Raw genomic sequence first — 17,333 nt, 5'->3', positions numbered from 1 at the left:
AAAAATTGACGCCAACTAGTTTTTCTTCGGTCTCGCGAATAGAATTTCTTAACGGATTTACGGGTTTTCCCGCAGTTTTTTTGACCGCCCTCGCCCTCTCCACTCACGCGCGCCATGAATACGCGATTTCTGGAAACCTTCGTCACGCTTGCGAAGCTGCGCAGCTTTCGCACGACGGCCACGGCGCTGCACGCCACGCCCGCCGCCATTTCGCAGCGCCTCAAGGCGCTCGAAGACGAATTGCAGACCGTGCTGGTCGACCGCGAGAGCCGCGAATTCCGGCTCACGCCCAACGGCGAATATCTGCTCGGCTACGCGAAGGCCGTGGTCGACGCCACGCGCCAGCTTCAGGCCGCCGCCTCCACCGAAGGCGCGATGCGCGGCAAGCTGCGCCTGGGCGTGATCGAAACGGTGGTGCACAGCTGGCTTGCCGACTACATGCGCCGGCTCAGCCAGGACTATCCGCAACTCGAAGTGGAACTGGCCGTGGACGTGAGCGTGGTGCTGCAACGCCGCCTCATGGCGGGCGAGCTGGATCTGATCATTCGCGTGGAAGGCAGCGACGAAACCTCCGTTGTGTGCAACGCGCTCGCGAACTACCCCGTGCACTGGATCGCGCGCGCGGGCTTGCTGCCGCCCTCGCGCAGCGGCCTCGCGCGCCGCGTGCTCCAGCATCCCATCCTCACGTTCGGCCGGGGCACCGCGCCGCATCGCGCGCTCGAAGACATCGTGAGCAAGCTCGCGCTTGCCAACGGCGTGAGCCTTTCCGACACCCGCATCACCGGCTCGCCCTCGATCTCGGTCATCGTGCAACTGGTGCGCGACGGCTTTGGCGTAGCCGCCATTCCGCGCCTTTTCGTCGACGACCTGATCGCGCGCGGCGAAGTGGTCGAATTGCCGTTGCAGCCGCTGCCGCCCTCCATCGTCGTCTCCATGTCACGCCGCACCGATGCGCCGCTCGTCGTGCACGGCGCCGCCAACGCCGCGCGCGCGGCCTGTCACGACTATTGCGCGCACAGCGAACCGCGCTTGATCGAGCGGCTTTGAAGCGTGGGCACATACGCGACGATTGCCGGGTCGAACCGGCTATGATCGCTTCGCGGGCAAGACCGCAATGCCTGTTTCGCACACCCAACATTTGAAAACATTCGACGGCGCGCACGCCGTTTTCTCACCGCGCGTTTCCATCCGGCGAGGAGCCACGCATGAGCGAACGCATCGATACGCCAGCCGCCTATGGCAGCCCGGTCGCTACCGCCCAGGCCGGCCGCCTCGGCTATCTGCCCGTGGCGTTGTTCGGATCGGTCATGGGGCTCTCGGGCCTCTCGTCGGCGTGGCGTCTCGCGCATCGTGTGTATGGCATGCCGCTATGGATCGCCCAGGCCATTGGCGCGCTCGCCGTGCTGGCCTTCCTGCTGATCGGCTTCGGCTACGCCACCAAATGGCTCACCGCGCCCCAGGCCGTGAAAGCCGAATTCGACCATCCGATCGCGGGCAATCTGTTTGGCACGTTGTTCATCAGCCTGTTGCTGCTGCCCGTGTCGCTCGCCGATGTGAGCGTGCCGTTCGCGCGCGCCGTCTGGATCGTCGGCGCGATCGGCATGACCGTGTTCGCGTGGTTCGTCATCATGCGCTGGCTCAGCCAGCGCCAGCATCCGGCCCACGCGACGCCCGCGTGGATCGTGCCCGTGGTGGGCCTGATCGATATTCCGCTCGCCGCGCCCGCCGTCCAGGTCTCGGGCATCCACGGCTTTTTGCTGCTCGCGCTCGCCGTCGGCCTCTTTTTCGCGGTGCCGCTCTTCACGCTCATTCTCTCGCGCCTCATGTTCGAGGAGCCGATAGCGGCGAGCTTGCAGCCATCGCTGCTCATTCTGCTCGCCCCGTTCGCCGTGGGCTTTTCCGCCTACGTGACCGTGGTTGGTGAAGTCGATCGCTTCGCCGACGCGCTCTACATGCTCACGCTCTTTCTCCTCGCCGTGCTCGCGGGCCGCTTGCGCTATCTCGCGAAGGCCTGCCCGTTTCGCCTCGCCTGGTGGGCCGTGAGCTTTCCGCTCGCGGGCTCCGCGGTCAGCGCCGTGCGCTACGCCGATCACGCGCCGGGCGTCGTCACGCACGGCATCGCGATCTTCCTGCTGGCCAGCGTGACGGTGCTGTTGCTCGCCATGGCCGCCCGCACGCTCTGGGGCGTATTGCGCGGGGAACTGGAAACGCTGGCCCACTGAACAGACGCCTGAAGCAGCGGGCTTGAATTTTATAGACGATCGGTCTAATATCGCCGTCATGGAACCGAACATCGTCAAGCCACGTCGCGGCAGGCCGCCCAAAGATCCGCGCGCTCACGCCGACACGCGCGAAACGCTCATCCGCGCGGGCATGGAAATGCTGACCGAGCAGAGCTTCGCGGCCACGGGTCTCGAAGCACTGCTCAAGCGGGTGAATATTCCCAAGGGTTCGTTCTATCACTACTTCGAGAGCAAGGAAGCGTTCGGGCGCGAACTCATGGACGCGTACGACACGTACTTCTGCGCGAAGCTCGACCGCTGGCTGCTGGACGACACGCGGCCCGCGCTGGAACGCCTCGGCGCCTTCGTCGAAGACGCGAGCAAAGGCATGGCGCGCCACGGCTACACGCGTGGCTGCCTCGTGGGCAACCTGGGCGTGGAGGTCGATATCCTGCCGGAAGACTTCCGCGAAACGCTGGAGCGCATTCTTCAGGGCTGGCAGGCGCGCGTTGTCGCCTGCCTGCGCGAAGCGCAGCGCGAGGGTGTGCTCGAGAAGCGCATCGACCTTGCCGCACTGGCCGCCTTTTTCTGGATCGGCTGGGAAGGCGCGGTGCTGCGCGCGCGGCTAGTGCGCAGCGCGGCTCCGCTCGGCACATTCTTCAATGGATTCATTGCCGGGCTGCCTCGCGCATAACCGGCCGCAACGTCAACCGATCATTGCTTCAGGAGCGAAATGCATCATGTTCAAAGCCATTCTCATTGATAAGGAATCCGGATCATATGGCGCGAGCGTCGCCGAAATCGACGAGGCGCGGCTGCCGGAAGGCGACGTGCTCGTCGATGTCAGCCACAGCACGCTGAACTACAAGGACGGACTCGCCATCACCGGCAAAGGGCCGGTGGTGCGCAGCTTTCCGATGGTGCCCGGCATCGACTTCGCTGGCACGGTCGCCCAAAGCGCGAACGCCGCGTACGCAGTGGGCGACAGGGTCGTGCTCAACGGCTGGGGCGTGGGCGAGCAGCACTGGGGCGGCCTGGCGCAAAAGGCGCGGGTCAAGGGCGAATGGCTCATTCCGCTGCCCGCCGGCTTCACACCACGGCAGACGATGGCGGTCGGCACCGCCGGTTACACGGCCATGCTTTGCATTCTCACGCTGGAGCGGCACGGCCTCACACCCGCGCATGGCGAAGTGCTGGTGACGGGCGCAAACGGCGGCGTGGGCAGCTTCGCCATTGCGCTGCTCACGCGCCGCGGCTATCGCGTGGTGGCGTCCACCGGCCGGTTGCAGGAAGCGGACTATCTGAAGCAGCTCGGCGCTGTAGAGGTCATCGATCGCGCCTCGTTTTCCGAGCCCGGCCGCCCGCTGCAAAAAGAACGCTGGGCGGCCGCAATCGATTCGGTGGGCGGCCATACGCTCGCGAACGTCTGCGCGAGCCTGCGTGCGGACGGCGCCGTTGCGGCCTGCGGCCTCGCGCAAGGCATGGATTTTCCGGCAACGGTCGCGCCGTTCATCCTGCGCGGCGTGAGCCTCTTTGGCATCAACAGCGTTACGCGTCCGTTCGCCGAGCGGGAGAAGGCGTGGCAAGCGCTGGGCGAAACGCTCGATCTCAAGCAACTGGACACCATCACGCGCGAAATCGGGCTTGCCGAGGCCATTCCGGCCGCTGGCGAGTTGCTCGCCGGTCACGTGCGCGGGCGGCTCGTGGTCGATGTGAATCGCTAACGCTGCTGCTGACGATCACGCCGGCAAACGACGCGCCCCGCCCCGCCGATCCTGCATCTTCACGAGCGCGCGGGGCGCGACGCCGAGAAGCCGCGTCATCCAGTGCGCCATATGACTTTGATGCGCGAAGCCGGCCTCCAGCGCGACCTGGCTCACGCTGAGCCGGCCTTCGAGCAACAGCGCCTTCGCGCGCTCGACACGTCGCCGCACAACGTATTGATGCACCGGCATGCCGAGCGTCTGACGAAACAGCGCCTTGAAATGCGGCACGCTCATCTCCGCCAGCGCGGCGAGCTCGTCAAGCGTGAGGCGTTGATCGAGATGGCATTCGATATAGTCGGTCACGCGCGCCGCCTTGTGCGGCGCGAGCACGGCGCTGCCGCCGCGCCGCGAATCCACGCAACCCAGCAGCCGCACGACCATCGACGTGCCAACGCTTTCCGCAAACAACGGATCGGAGGCCGCGCCCGACTCCAGTTCCGCGAGCAGCGCACCCGCGAGCGCATTGATGCGGGGATCGCGCAGTTGCAGATGAGGAAGGAGCTCGCGCCGCCCCGCGCTGCCCTCCATTTGTTGCGCGATCGATCGCACGAAGGCGTCATCGAAGCTCACGCGCAGGATCGTGCAGTCCGCGTCATCGGTCCATTCGCCATCGGTTCCGGCAGGCACGACATCGGCGTCGCCGTGCGCCTGGAGTCTTGACTGACGCCGGCCGTCGCACGCGCAACGCGCACGCACGGGCGCGCCGATATGGATGCCAATTCGATGCTGCGCCATCGCGGGCAAGCGATGCTGCCCCGCACTAATGCGCAACAGTTGCGCGCCGCCGCCGTGCCAGCCCAACCCCTCGCTGGAACGCAGGCTGCGGCTCGCGCCAGCCTGCCGGTTCGAATCTGCAATCACCGCGCTCATGGCAATCCTCTCCTGGCGTGAGAGCCGTTTGGGCATCGCGGCCAGTCTACTGGATTCGCGCGGCGCGCGTGCGGCGTCGAGAACGTCATATCGAATCATCCGTTTGCGCGCGGCGTCATCCTTTCCTGCGCGCGTTGCCGTGCGCGTGCGCCTACGATGAGGCATACCACGCCAACCTGGAGAAACGAAACATGTTCGTGATTTTCGGAGCATCGGGCAAGGCCGGCCGCGTCACGGCCGCCGCATTGCGCCGCGCGGGGCAGCCGGTGCGCGCCGTGGTGCGCAACGCGCGTCATGGAGACAAGCTCGCTGCAATCGGCTGCGAAATCGCACTGGCCGATCTGACCGACGCCGCCGCGGTGGCCGCCGCGCTTCGGGGCGCGCACGCCGTGCAGTTGATCTGCCCCGTTCCGGTCAATGACAAGCACCCCGAATCAACCATGCGCGCCACGATCGACGTCGCGACCGACGCCTTGCGCGAGAACCCGCCCGCGCGGCTGCTCGCCATCTCCGACTATGGCGCGGAATTGCCGCTCAATACCGGCATCACGCGGCTTTTTCACCATCTCGAACAGCGCCTGCGGCCTGTCGAGACCCACCTGACCGTGCTGCGCTCGGCGGAGCACATGCAGAACCTGGACGCCTTCCTGCCCACGGCGCTGGCAAGCGGCGTGCTGCCGAGCCTGCATCTGCCGCTGGAGCACCGCTTTCCCACGGTCGCCGCACAGGACGTGGGCGCGGCAAGCGCCGAACTGCTGCTCGATGCGCCGCAGGGCGGCACAAGTCGCCTCGTGAGCATCGAAGGGCCGCAGCGCGTGAGCGTGAACGACATCGCCGCGACACTCGGCGAAGTGAGCGGGCGCACGATCGCGCCGCTCGCCTTGCCGCGCGAGTCATGGTCGCCCACGCTCCTGAAGGCCGGGCTCAGCGAGGAGCACGCGCGGCTCATCACTGACCTCTACGATGTTCACAACACCGGCAAGATCGACGTGCAAGCAAACAGCGAGCGGCGCTTCGGCGCGACCGGCTTGCGCGAGGTGCTCGCTTCGCTCGTGTCGAAACTCGCGACCCGGTAAAGCGCACTTCCCGAAAGAAAACGGCCGGGCATCGCACCCGGCCGTTCTTGCCTCGCTACGCGATGCTTAGAACCACTTACCAGACGATGCTCCCGGCGCGAGCGACACGCCGCGCAGCACTTCGCCAAAGGCGGCGTTGCGCAGCGTGACGAAATGCTCCTGCGGCGCGGCCGTGGTGTTGCGCAGCACGTCGCGCACGGCGACGAGACGGTTCGGGTCCGCGCCCGTGTCGCCGTTGCCGCTCACCGTGGAGGTGATCGCCCAGATCGTGACCGTGCCATCCGGTTCGACATGACCCGCGATATTGCGCAGGCCGTCGGTGGCGGGCGACCACGACAAGCCGGTCGCGCTATTGATGCCCTCCGGATAGTGCGCCACGCTGTACGACGTGCCCAGGTTCAGGCCGTTCTGCACCGTGTACGCGAGCTTCCACGACTTGGTGCCCGCGTTGTACACCCACTTTTGCAGGCCCGCGCCGGTCTGCTGCGCGGCGTGTGTGTACAGGTCGGCGCCGCCCGCGTAACCGTCGCCTTCGTCGGCCACGTAGAGCGTATTCGCATCGGCGAACCAGAGTCCGAACGGATAGGCCACCGTCGTCGCGGACTTGTTCGGCGTCGCCGGGAAGCCCGCGAGCACGCACACATTGCTCGGCAGGCCGCTCGTCGCCACTGTCGTCGAGTCGTACGCCAGCGGATTGGCCGGCAGCTTCGCGCCGGCCACGGGCACGCCTACGCCGCCCGAGGGGCAAGCCTTGCCCGTCGTGTCGACGAAGTACACCGTGTTCACGCCGTTGCTACCGCTGCCCTTCGTGAAGTACACGACGTTGTTGAATACGGTCAGGCCGCGATAGTTGTCATCCTTGCCCACCTTGTCGGCCTTCGCGCCCAGTTGCGTGACCGAGAAGCTCGCGAGCGGCGTCGGCGCGCCCGGCGTCTGTTGCGCCTCATGCTGATTGCTCGCTTCGATGAACTGCGCGCCCGCGCCGAGAATCACGCCCACGGGCTGCGGATTCGCGCCGTTGCCCGCGTTGCCCACGGTGTAGTAGAAACCGTTGCCCTTGCCGTTGTCGTTGCCGTTGTTGAGCAGCGCGCTGCGGCCGTTATTGCCGCTGTATGCGTTGGTCTCCGTAAAGCTGAAGTGCCCTTCGGCGTCGAGGCGCGCAACGGCGCGATAGAACGTCTGGCCATCGGGGTTCGTCGGATCAATCGCGCCAGGCGTGTTCGAGTTCGACACGTCGATCGTGTTGACCGGCGCAACGTAGCCCATGAACGTCAGGAAGCGGCCGTCGCTCGAAAGGTTCAGCGCGAGTTCGGACTTGGAGCTGAAGCTCGTGACGAGCTGGTCGTGGCTATTGCCCGGATTCACGCTGTTCGGCACCTCCAGCGTGCGCACGACCTGTCCCCATGGCGTGATGGTGTCGAGAAAGATTCGCGCCGTGAGGCCGAAGCTCGGGTCGTAAAGCACGTTGTTCCACACCGCCGGATAGGTGCCGTCGTACGGCGCGCCGCCCGTCGGGCAGCTTGCCTGGGCGCTATTGCAGTGGGGCGGCAACACCATGCCCGGCGTGATGTTGCTCGACGCGTTGTCGTACACGCTGCGACTCACCACGAGCACCCCTTTGCCGCCGAAGAACGGATCGGCGTTCTGCGCGAACGCGCCGGCGCTCGCGCAAGCCAGCGCGAGAGCAAGGGAAAGACGTGAAGGTTGTGCCGCGAGTCGTGCCTTGAAGCTCGGGCGGCAAAGTGCGGAGCAAACGGTGTTGATGGCCATCTGTAGCATCTCCGTAAGGAATTAGAAGCTTTTTGTCAAGAGAAACTCGAGGTCAACCGTAGTACCGTAGCGGCACTTCATGAAGCTTTCGTTGCAGCTATGTGCGCTACCGCACACTTCTTTCCTCGCTGAAATCGTCATGCTCAATCATGCGCGGCCCGAAATGCTTCTCGATTATTTCGTTTGCTATCCTCATTATTCTGCCGATCGACGAGGTCATGCATCGCGAATAGCGAAGCGCACGATAGCCGGATTCAACTTGAATCCCGGCCGTCACCGTCCTGTAATGGCTATGAGGCGGAGCGTTCAATACGAGGAGGCAGGTGCAGCCGGCAAAGGCGCGGGACCTCGCCTGATCGGCCGCCTGGAAGAAGCTTTATTGCCCTGGCCAATCGGGCTCCGCGATTTTCCCCAAGCGTTTAAACGGGAGAGCCTTGTGAGACCATTGCGCCCCCTCATCGTCGCGCTCATCTGCGGCGTCTGTGCGGTCACGACCCGCGCCGAAGGCGTGAACGGCGCCGGCAGCACGTTCGCCGCTCCGCTCTACACCCGTTGGGCCGCGGACTATCAGAAGTCGGGCGGCGGCAAGGTGAGCTATCACGGCACCGGCTCTTCGGACGGGCTCAAGGCCGTCGAGGCGCATACGGTCGATTTCGCCGGAACCGATGCCCCGCTGAGCGCCGAGCAATTGAACAAGGAAGGCTTGCGGCAGTTCCCCACCGCCATCGGCGGCGTGGTGCCGGTCGTGAATCTTCCGGGCATCAAGGCCGGCCAGTTGATGCTGACGGGCGAAGTGCTCGGCCAGATCTTCCTCGGCAAGATCCTCTACTGGGACGACCCGGCCATCGCGCGCCTCAATCCGAAGACCAAGATGCCCGACACGCCCATCGCCGTCGTGCGGCGACTCGACGGCTCAGGCACGACGCTGATCTGGACACACTATCTCTCGCAGGTCAGTCCCGAATGGAAGCGCAAGGTGGGCGAAGGTACAAGCGTGCGCTGGCCGCTCGGAATCGGCGGCAAGGGCAACGAAGGCGTCGCGACCTTCGTGGGCTATCTGCCGGGTGCGATCGGCTATATCGCCTGGGACTTCACGAAGCAGAACCGCTTGACGTACACCGCGATGACGAATGCGGCAGGCGTGATCGTGCAGCCCGGCGCCCAGTCGTTCAGCGCGGCGGCGGCCAACGCCGACTGGTCCGGCTCGCTTTATCAGGTGCTGACCAATGAGCCGGGCAAGGATGCGTGGCCCGTGATGGGCGCGACCTACGTGCTGCTACAGGCAGCACCGGACAAGCCCGCGCGCAATGAGGAAACACTGAAGTTTTTCGATTGGGCGCTCACGCACGGCGAACCCAGCATTCAGGCGCTGGACTATATTCCACTGCCGGCCCCGGTAATCGCGACGATCCGCGCGCAATGGAAGGGGGACCCAACCGACGTCGCCGCCCGCAAGCCCGTTGCGGGGCAATAGCGGCGAGATTCTCCAGGCAAGGGTCGTTTTCTGTGGGCGATGAAGATAGCGCCGGGACGAAGGGATTCAGCGCATGCCGGCTTTGCGCTTGCGGGAGTCGCACTTGCGGCAGAGATCGGTCAATAGCCAGCGCGCGACCGTTTCGGGGCGATTCGCGCCGTACTGCGCAGACCGTGTTTCGTTGTCGTAGCGCACGATGACGCTTCCCGTCATCACGCGATAAGAGCCCGCGTAGTTCACGCCATCCAGTTCGATACTCAAGGAGTGGGCGGTTTCGTATTCTGCAAGAGCCAAGATAAACGCGGAAATGTCTAAATTATGACAATATCGTTTCGCGCCGCAATTGGTCAATTAAATATGCGTTTTGTTTCATATTAATGCTTTCGCGCCCTTACTGGGGCCGGTGCGCGTGCCCCCTGAAATCCGGTCGCGCCATTGCCGCATGTCCCAGGTTGCCATAGGCGGTGACCGCAAACCATCGCTCCCCAACGGCGCCGCTCCAGGCATTCACCCAGCGCGTCGCCATCATTCTCTCGGTTGCGCCTTCGGCGTTCATCAGCCGTGGAGCGGCCCCACGTATCTGAGGACACGAGGACTCTCTTAAAATAAGAGGTAGTCTTGTGCCTAACAGTAAGCCTAGTCATTACGTGGAACCCATCGAAATTCTGACCGAGCCGGAGCGCCGTCGTCGGCGCACCCCGCAGGAAAAAATCGCCATCGTGCAGGAAACACTGGAGCCGGGAGCGTCCGTATCGGGCGTGGCACGCCGGCACGGCCTCAACGCCAACCAGGTGTTCGGCTGGCGAAAGCAATACCAGGAAGGCAGTCTGGCGGCGGTGAAGGCAGGTGAATCTGTTGTGCCCGCATCCGAGCTGACCGCCGCCATCAAGGAAATCAAGGAACTGCAACGGCTACTCGGGAAAAAGACAATGGAAGTCGAAATCCTGAAAGAAGCCGTGGAATGGGGCCGCTCAAAAAACCTGATTGCGCGCTCGCCCTTGCTGCCGGGGGACGACCATTGAAGACGGTCTGCGAAGTTCTCGGCATGGCGCGCTCTGGTGTAGCAGCGAAACAGGCTCGCTCGCCCGATTGGCAAGATGGTCGTAGCGCCAAACCGACCGACGACACGGAATTGGTCGAGGAAATCCAGGTCCACGTAGCGCACCTCCCAACTTACGGCTACCGACGCATCTGGGCACTGCTGCGCCGTAGTCGAGAACAGGCCAGCGCGCCGTGCATCAATCACAAGCGCGTGTATCGGGTTATGCGTGAGCACCAGTTGCTGCTGCGTCGCCCCGGCGTGCGGCGAGACAGTCGGCGGCACGACGGTCGCGTTGCCGTTGACCGTAGCAACACCCGCTGGTGCTCCGATGGCTTTGAGTTCCGGTGCGACGATGGCACGCCGCTGCGCGTCACGTTCGCGCTGGACTGCTGCGACCGGGAAGCGATTAGCTGGGCGGCGACGACCGGCGGCCATAGCGGTGATGTGGTGCGCGACGTGATGTTGGCCGCCGTCGAACAGCGCTTCGGCACCACGCAGGCTACACAGCCCATCGAATGGCTCTCGGACAACGGCTCGGCCTATATCGACCACCGCACACGCAGCTTCGCTCGTGAACTGGGACTTGAGCCGCTGACCACGCCGGTCCGTTCGCCGCAGAGTAATGGCATGGCGGAATCGTTCGTGAAGACGATGAAACATAATTACGTCGCCTATATGGACAAGCCCGATGCACCAACGGCGCTCTCGCGTCTGGCTATCGCGTTTGAACACTACAATGAGCGCCACCCGCATAAAGCCCTGAAATACCGCTCGCCGCGCGAGTTCAGGCGCGCTGCGGTGCCATCAACCTAACGGTGTCTGCGTGTCCTGAGTTACAGGGGCAACTCCAAGCCGTTTCATGGCCAGGCTAACGCGGTGAATGGCGTAGCGCCTGCGGCGCGCTTCGGTGTCAACTCGCGCGATCATCGTCTCGCCTCTTCCAGTTGAGAGTATTGGACAGACCAGGTCCGGAAAACCCATTCACACCGATATGTCGCCAAGACACCGCATCGCACACATGGCATCGAGCGATGAGCGCTCATTAAGACACGAAAATATCGGTGGAGAAATCCGGGAGACTATCGAGGGTGCAATCCATAAGAAAGCCGCTGCGGAGCGAAGTGAAAGCTCCCACACGACAACGCCCCTGGTTTCCTGTCACTCACAATAAAACGCGCATGTGACAGTCGTTGTGACGCTTCACCGCGATACCTGCATTTCGTCTGGATTTGCCCCGGTTTTGTCGTGTTTTTGTCCTAATTCAACCGAGGATTGGCGGCGTCGCCGCGCCTTGCCGCGCGAACATAGTCGAATAACCAGCCCTTCCCCGGGAACGTTCATGGCGCACCATTCCATGCGAACGACGACGCACCGCGGGCCGAGAATGGCGCTCGGACGTGCATTGAAGCAACCATTGCTAAACGCCGTGGCGCGACTGCCCGACAGCGTGCAGCGCGCCATGTTCAAGCCGCCCGTGCGTCGTATCTGCATCCGCGTGCCGCTGCTGCGCGCGGTGTACTCGGGTTGCCTGCGGCGCCACCCCATCGACCTGCAATACGGCACGGACACGAGCGGCCTGGTCGACTCGTCGACGTTACAGCGCGACGCGCGCCTCGTCGACCAGTTGAGGCCGTACATGGGGTCGCAGCCGACCATCATCCGCCGCGCGCTCGACACGCTCGGCGACGTCGCCGGTTATACCTTCATCGACATCGGCTGCGGAAAAGGCCGCCCGATGATCGTCGCCTCCGAATATCCCTTCGCACTGGTGCTGGGCTACGACATCAGCGCGGACCTCGTGAGAACCGCGAACGCCAACGCCGTGGTGATGGCGCGGCGTTTTCCGCAACGCCCGCCCATTCGCGCGCTGCACGCCAATGTCGCCGATCTCCAGGTGCCCTCGGGCAACGTGGTTGTGTTCATGTTCAATCCGTTCGGCGTGGAACTGATGGCGGCGTTGCTGGCAAAACTCGAAGCGGGTCTCGCGAGCGGCGCGATCGATCATCTCTTCATTGTCTACGACAACCCCGTATGCGGCGAGGCACTCGACCGCTCGCCACAGTTGAAACGCTGGTTTGCCGGCGTACTGGCCTACGATCACAATGAAATCGGCTTCGGCCCGGAAGATGCGGAGAGCGTCGTCATCTGGCAAAGCGTGCGCGGCGCGCGCCCCGATTCGTACGCCGACCGCAACCGCCGCATTGCGGCAAAAGACGGGCTCAGCGCTTCGCTCGAAGCCTGACCCACACGTTGGGCGAATTCATTCAGGAGACGCCTGTGCCGACTTCCGTGCTCGCGATGTACGAGTCGTCGTCCCCGCTTGCTGATTTCCGCTACGCAGTGCACGCCTGCAAGCGCATCGATGCGTTTCGTGCATTCGAGCCGTCATGGCGAGCACTGTGCGCCGCCGCCGAGGCGCATTCGCCGTTCATCGATTTCGCTTACTGCGAGGCCGCGGCAGCCGAAGCGCTGGCAAGCGGCGCGACCATCGAAGTCGCGACCGTGCACGACGCGCACGAACTGGTGGCGCTCTGGCCAGTCGCGATCGTGCGCAAGGGTGTATTGCGCAGCGCGCAAACGCTCGGCTGCGGATGCGGCGAAGAATATGGCGGCCCGCTCATCGCAGACACGCGGCGCACCGAGCTTTACGATGCGGCGCGCGAGGCGATCCGACGCATTCACGCCGACGTGCTCCATATTCCCATGCTCGAAAACGGTGGCTCACTCCAGCGTGCGCTCGACGCGGCGCCGCAGTCCTGGGTGCAAACGTCGCTGCCCGCGCGCTGGCGCGTGATGCCCGGCTATGCGATCGGACTGCGCGCGTATGCGTCATGGAACGATTACCTCGCCACGCGGCCTTCTACGTTGCGCTCCGCGCTGCGCGCAAGCGGCAGACGCTTGCGCCGCGAGGGCGACGTGCGTATTGGCTGGTGCGAAAGCGCGGAAGACACCGAACGCGTGCTGACGTGGCTATTCGCGAACAAACGGCAGTGGGCGCTCAAGCGCGGAATCGACTCGCGCTACTTGATGGATGAGCGCGTGCGCGACTTCTTCATCGACCTCGCGCGGCGAGTCGATTTGCACAGCACGCCCCTCGTGGCCCGCATCGAGGTCGACGGGCGGCCCGTGGCGGCCTCGGTCAATCTCGTGGGCGCGCGCGCCGTCGAATATCTGATCACGACCTACGACGAAGCGTTTGGCGTGTTCTCGGTGGGCAACCTGCTGGTCGAATACATCGCGCAATGGGCGCACGCGCATGGCCGCGACTTCGATTTCCGGCCGCTGCATGGCGACTACAAGGCGCGCTGGGCCGATCGCGAAACACGGCATGAATCGCGCATCATCGTGCTCAACGCGCGCGGGCGCTCAATTGAATTGCCGCTGTCGTGGGCCCAGGTGAAGCGCGTTTATCGCAAGGCGGCGGCCGTCGCCGCCGCGCGCCTGAAATCGGCTTGAAAGCGGGTTTCAGCAGCTCGGGCCGCTCACGGCCGCACCACCCCGCCCGCCTCGTGCGTGTCGCCATGCGCGGATTCGTCAAGCGATTCGAGCGCCGGGTTGTGGTGAAGGAGCAGTGCCGCGGCCGCGCCGATCAAACCGGCTCCCGCAAGACATAGCAGGCCCGCACCGAAGCCGCCCGTGCTGTCCTTGATCCAGCCCATCGCATAAGGGCCGAAAAAGCCCGCGAGATTGCCGAGCGAGTTCACGGCGGCGATGCCGCCTGCCGCCGCCGCGCCCGAGAGAAACGCGGCGGGCAGCGTCCAGATCACCGGCAGGCAACCGAAGATCCCAAAGCCCGCAATGGAGAGCGCGAGCATCTTGAGCACCGGATTGTCGAGCCCGGCGGCCGCCGCAATGCCGGCCGCCGCGACAACCAGCGCGAACGCGACATGGCGCTTGCGTTCGAGCCGCCGGTCGGAATGGCGCGCCCAGAACACCATCGAAACGACGCCGACCGCATAAGGCAGCGCCGTCACAAAGCCGGTTTGCAGATTGGTGAGCCCGAATGCCTTGACGATCTGCGGCAGAAAGAAGCTCAGGCCATAATTGGTTGCGTTCGCACCGAAATAGATCAGCGCCACGGCCAGCACGCGCGGATTGATGATCGCCTCCAGCACGCTGAACGTACGCACCTTCTCCCGATGCCTGCGCTCCTGCGCCTGACGATCCACGAGCCAGCGGCGCTCGTCGTCGGCAAGCCACGTTGCGTCCGCGGGCTTGTCGGTCAAATAGAACAGCACCGCCAGCGAGAGCACGAGCGCGGGCGCGGCCTCGATCAGGTAGACCCACTGCCAGCCGGCCAGGCCGCCTCTGCCGTCGAGCGAAAGCAGCGAACCGGAAACCGGGCCGCCGATCACGGTGGACAAGGGAATCGCCGCCATGAAATAGCCCACCACGCGCGCGCGGTATTTGGCGGGAAACCAGAGCGTGAGCAAGAAGATGATGCCGGGAAAGAAACCGGCCTCGGCAATGCCGAGCAGAATGCGCAGCGCGTAGAACACATGCGCGTTCGACATGCCGGTCATGGCGGCAATGTGCGGAATGAACGCCATCGCGCCCGCAATGATGCCCCACGTGAACATGATGCGCGCGATCCAGCGCCGCGCGCCGAAGCGCTCCAGCAGCAGATTGGAAGGCACTTCGAAAAAGAAATAGGCGATGAAGAAAATGCCCGCGCCAAAGCCGAACGCGCTCGCGGAAAGATCGAGCGCCTTGTTCATTTGCAGCGCAGCAAAGCCGACGTTGACCCGATCGAGGTAAGCCACGAAATAGCAGACGATCAGGAACGGGACGAGCCTTGCCGTCACGCGCCCCATGGTGCGAGTTTCGAGCTCCATGCATGTCTCCTTCGGGGCCGTCGCGAACGGCCGGTTAGTTTGATGTCGTTAAAGACTAGTCGGTCGCGGCGCGATACAAAAGATCGGTTCACATGGTGGGATTCGTCTGCGGCGAGTGGCGAGCGCTAAAGCTTCGGACAGGAAAGCACCGGCACCGCTTGCGTCATGACGCCCGGCGACGCGTTGTTCGCGGGTCTGCCTTGCGGCGGCGTGGAAACGAGGCGCACGCTGTTCGTGTCAGCGCCTGTGCCTACGTTGGCGAGCGCGTACTTCTCTTCGCTGCCTTGAGGTTGCCAGTAAGCGCGAAAAACCGGCCCGTCGATGAAAACGAGCAGCGTGCCATGCGTTCTTTGCCCGCCGGATACGAAATCGACGGGCTCGCCGTTGCGAACCGCGAAGCCCGCGTCGGCGCCAGCGGCGTTCGAACCGACGAGCTTGCCGCATGGCGGCGCGGCATCGGTAGCGGGAGCGGCGTTGGGAACGGGTTCGGCGGCGCGAGCGGGCTGGAGCGTGAGCCATGCCGCGCTGAAACACGACCACAACGCGAGCGTGAGCGTCGTTTTCATGCGCCACCTCGGAAACTCGTCATCGACTGGCGAGCGGCGCGCAAGCCGCGTTCCCGCATGCGAAGCGCCAATGCCGGAGGGCCGGTGGAGGCGCTTACGCCTCGTCCGCGTCGTGGTCCAGCGCGTCGATATCGATTTCGAGCACGCGGCAAACGTCGCGCACGAATGCATCCATGGCGGCGGCGCACTCCGGGCTGCCCGCCGGGAAGTCTTCGGGATTCTTTTTGCCCTGCGCACGACGGATCGCCCGAATGCTGGCTTCGAGCGCACGCGCCTCCAGCCAGATGGGATGATTTTGCGGATATTCGGGATGTTCGCGCGCCATGGCTGTTATTTCGGCAGCCTTTGCGCGAACTTTAGGCATTTCTCACGCAAATCGTTCCGTCGACGCAGGCGAGCCGGTAAAAGCTCCCGGCCCGTCTGTCCCATTACGACTTCATCTGCTGCTGCAAGTCGCCGCAAATCGCGGCTTTTTGCTGGTCGAATTCCTTGGGATTGTTTTGCTTCATCTGGCGCATGCCATTGACGGTTTGCGCCGCATTTTGCCAACCCGCGTCCCAGTCCTTCGCGAAGTCCCGGTCCTGGGAGAACTTCTTGCCCGCATTGCTCTTGTAGTTCGACACGGTGGATGCATCGACGCCGCAAACCTCGGAGGCGACGCGCGCATTATTCGCGGCGAATTGCGCGCCCGACTTCGCGAGCTTTTGCATCTGGTCCTGGCTCTGCGCGTGCGCGACGCCCGCGCCGAGCGTCAATGCGGCGGCGCATGCCATCAGGGAAAAGCGAACGAACGAATAAGAACGAATTTTCATTGACAGGTCCTCAAATGCGCTTTGAAAAACAATGGAAAGCAATCCGAATCAATGCAATGCGCTCACGGTGAGCGTGACTGCATGCCCGTTGGTGACGGTGTCCTGGCGCATCACGAGACCGGTGGCCGGGCAAAAATGATCGACCACATGTGACTTCATCGCGAGGTTCGCGGTATGACCCATGAGCTGCGCGTTGTCGGCCTGCATGCTGCGGTCATAGGTGACGGGCCAGCACGCAAATGTACCCGCCCCGGTCTGGAGTTGCTCCTGCTTGCCGACCGCCTTGTCGCTCGTGGTCGTGACGAACTTCGGCACGTTCATGGTGCCCACCGACTGGCCCATGTTGGCCGCCGTGCCCGACATCGACCCTTGCGTGCGCGTGCCGGCAATGCGCTGCCCTTCGCTCGTGATCTCGCCCACGTAGCTCAGGATGCCGCTCGTCTGCGCCGACATCATGCCGTTGAGGCTGGCCGCACCGCTGCTGCCGTGCATCGAGCCGTTGCTCGTCTGCTCGGGCTGCGCCGCCGCCTTGCCGTCGACGATCGTGAAGTGGACATCCGATTCGCTTTGCATCGGTTGTCCGCCCATCGACATTTTCATCGCCGCGTGGATCTGGCCGTTACAGTTGTTACCGTCGCGTTTCGAAAACTGCGTGACCGTGTAGGTCACCGTGCGTTGACCCGGCGCGAGCGTGGCGGTGAAGCCGCCGCCCTGGTGCATCCACGGCGCATCGCAGGCCGCCGCCGCCCAGGCTTGCGAACCCGCCGTCGCACAGGCAGCCGCAAGGCCCAGCGTCAGCGCGAAGCGCAGCGCAGCGCGAGTGCCGCGACGGTCCGATCCCGCATTGGGGCGGTAAGTGTCATGCATCATCGATTCTCCGCTTGCCATGTCAAAAGCCGA

At 64.3% G+C, this 17,333-nt stretch carries 17 protein-coding genes; 9 read left to right on the top strand and 8 right to left on the bottom strand.

Features of this window, described 5'->3' with window-relative positions; translation table 11 throughout:
- The first annotated feature begins 114 nt into the window (after positions 1-114).
- From C7402_RS13170 to acuI, 4 genes are all read left to right on the top strand, one after another.
- Complete coding sequence (locus C7402_RS13170) at positions 115-1,047, top strand: LysR family transcriptional regulator (protein WP_112173140.1); 933 nt, start codon at positions 115-117, stop codon at positions 1,045-1,047.
- A 158-nt stretch (positions 1,048-1,205) separates the two neighbouring features.
- The gene (locus C7402_RS13165; protein WP_116610987.1) at positions 1,206-2,222 is read left to right on the top strand and encodes an SLAC1 anion channel family protein; all 1,017 of its coding nucleotides are present in this window, start codon (positions 1,206-1,208) and stop codon (positions 2,220-2,222) included.
- 58 nt (positions 2,223-2,280) lie between these two features.
- Entirely contained in the window at positions 2,281-2,916 is a 636-nt protein-coding gene (gene acuR / locus C7402_RS13160; protein WP_116610986.1) for an acrylate utilization transcriptional regulator AcuR, read from the top strand.
- Positions 2,917-2,962: 46 nt separating this feature from the next.
- Entirely contained in the window at positions 2,963-3,946 is a 984-nt protein-coding gene (gene acuI, locus C7402_RS13155) for an acrylyl-CoA reductase (NADPH) (protein ID WP_116610985.1), read from the top strand.
- Positions 3,947-3,961: 15 nt separating this feature from the next.
- On the opposite strand, the gene C7402_RS13150 is transcribed toward acuI, so the two are convergent.
- Complete coding sequence (locus tag C7402_RS13150; protein ID WP_116610984.1) at positions 3,962-4,858, bottom strand: helix-turn-helix domain-containing protein; 897 nt, start codon at positions 4,856-4,858, stop codon at positions 3,962-3,964.
- Between the two features lie 191 nt (positions 4,859-5,049).
- Between C7402_RS13150 and C7402_RS13145 the strand changes: the two genes are divergently transcribed.
- The gene (locus C7402_RS13145) at positions 5,050-5,934 is read left to right on the top strand and encodes an NmrA family NAD(P)-binding protein (protein ID WP_116610983.1); all 885 of its coding nucleotides are present in this window, start codon (positions 5,050-5,052) and stop codon (positions 5,932-5,934) included.
- 66 nt (positions 5,935-6,000) lie between these two features.
- On the opposite strand, the gene C7402_RS13140 is transcribed toward C7402_RS13145, so the two are convergent.
- Positions 6,001-7,704, bottom strand: coding sequence for a hypothetical protein (locus tag C7402_RS13140; RefSeq protein ID WP_208948935.1), 1,704 nt, complete (start codon positions 7,702-7,704; stop codon positions 6,001-6,003).
- A gap of 436 nt (positions 7,705-8,140) precedes the next feature.
- On the opposite strand from C7402_RS13140, the gene pstS reads away from it, so the two are divergent.
- On the top strand, positions 8,141-9,178 hold the full coding sequence (gene pstS, locus C7402_RS13135) for a phosphate ABC transporter substrate-binding protein PstS (RefSeq protein ID WP_425273779.1): 1,038 nt from the start codon (positions 8,141-8,143) through the stop codon (positions 9,176-9,178).
- A 66-nt stretch (positions 9,179-9,244) separates the two neighbouring features.
- Here pstS and C7402_RS13130 read toward each other — a convergent pair whose 3' ends face one another.
- Complete coding sequence (locus C7402_RS13130) at positions 9,245-9,439, bottom strand: hypothetical protein (RefSeq protein ID WP_244314834.1); 195 nt, start codon at positions 9,437-9,439, stop codon at positions 9,245-9,247.
- A 395-nt stretch (positions 9,440-9,834) separates the two neighbouring features.
- Between C7402_RS13130 and C7402_RS13125 the strand changes: the two genes are divergently transcribed.
- The 3 genes from C7402_RS13125 (at position 9,835) to C7402_RS13115 (ending at position 13,676) form a co-directional block, all read left to right on the top strand.
- A protein-coding gene (locus C7402_RS13125) for an IS3 family transposase (RefSeq protein ID WP_165841886.1) occupies positions 9,835-11,033 on the top strand; the annotation gives its coding sequence in 2 pieces (ribosomal slippage) (positions 9,835-10,150 and positions 10,150-11,033; 1,200 coding nt in all).
- A gap of 589 nt (positions 11,034-11,622) precedes the next feature.
- On the top strand, positions 11,623-12,462 hold the full coding sequence (locus tag C7402_RS13120; protein WP_133254485.1) for a class I SAM-dependent methyltransferase: 840 nt from the start codon (positions 11,623-11,625) through the stop codon (positions 12,460-12,462).
- Positions 12,463-12,497: 35 nt separating this feature from the next.
- Positions 12,498-13,676, top strand: a complete 1,179-nt coding sequence (locus C7402_RS13115; RefSeq protein WP_133254484.1) for a GNAT family N-acetyltransferase — start codon at positions 12,498-12,500, stop codon at positions 13,674-13,676.
- 26 nt (positions 13,677-13,702) lie between these two features.
- On the opposite strand, the gene C7402_RS13110 is transcribed toward C7402_RS13115, so the two are convergent.
- The 5 genes from C7402_RS13110 to C7402_RS13090 all read right to left on the bottom strand — a co-directional run bounded on the left by C7402_RS13110 (position 13,703) and on the right by C7402_RS13090 (position 17,303).
- Complete coding sequence (locus C7402_RS13110) at positions 13,703-15,055, bottom strand: MFS transporter (RefSeq protein ID WP_112173129.1); 1,353 nt, start codon at positions 15,053-15,055, stop codon at positions 13,703-13,705.
- A 125-nt stretch (positions 15,056-15,180) separates the two neighbouring features.
- On the bottom strand, positions 15,181-15,621 hold the full coding sequence (locus C7402_RS13105; RefSeq protein ID WP_116610977.1) for a hypothetical protein: 441 nt from the start codon (positions 15,619-15,621) through the stop codon (positions 15,181-15,183).
- A 94-nt stretch (positions 15,622-15,715) separates the two neighbouring features.
- Positions 15,716-15,946, bottom strand: coding sequence for a hypothetical protein (locus tag C7402_RS13100; protein WP_112173127.1), 231 nt, complete (start codon positions 15,944-15,946; stop codon positions 15,716-15,718).
- 103 nt (positions 15,947-16,049) lie between these two features.
- The gene (locus C7402_RS13095) at positions 16,050-16,433 is read right to left on the bottom strand and encodes a hypothetical protein (RefSeq protein WP_133254483.1); all 384 of its coding nucleotides are present in this window, start codon (positions 16,431-16,433) and stop codon (positions 16,050-16,052) included.
- 48 nt (positions 16,434-16,481) lie between these two features.
- Positions 16,482-17,303, bottom strand: coding sequence for a hypothetical protein (locus C7402_RS13090; RefSeq protein ID WP_133254482.1), 822 nt, complete (start codon positions 17,301-17,303; stop codon positions 16,482-16,484).
- Positions 17,304-17,333: the final 30 nt, after the last annotated feature.

Origin of the sequence: Paraburkholderia unamae, assembly GCF_003096875.1 — a bacterium.
Lineage (GTDB): Bacteria > Pseudomonadota > Gammaproteobacteria > Burkholderiales > Burkholderiaceae > Paraburkholderia > Paraburkholderia unamae.
The sequence above is the reverse complement of the archived record's forward strand: the minus strand, read 5'-3'. Positions and strand labels throughout refer to the sequence as shown.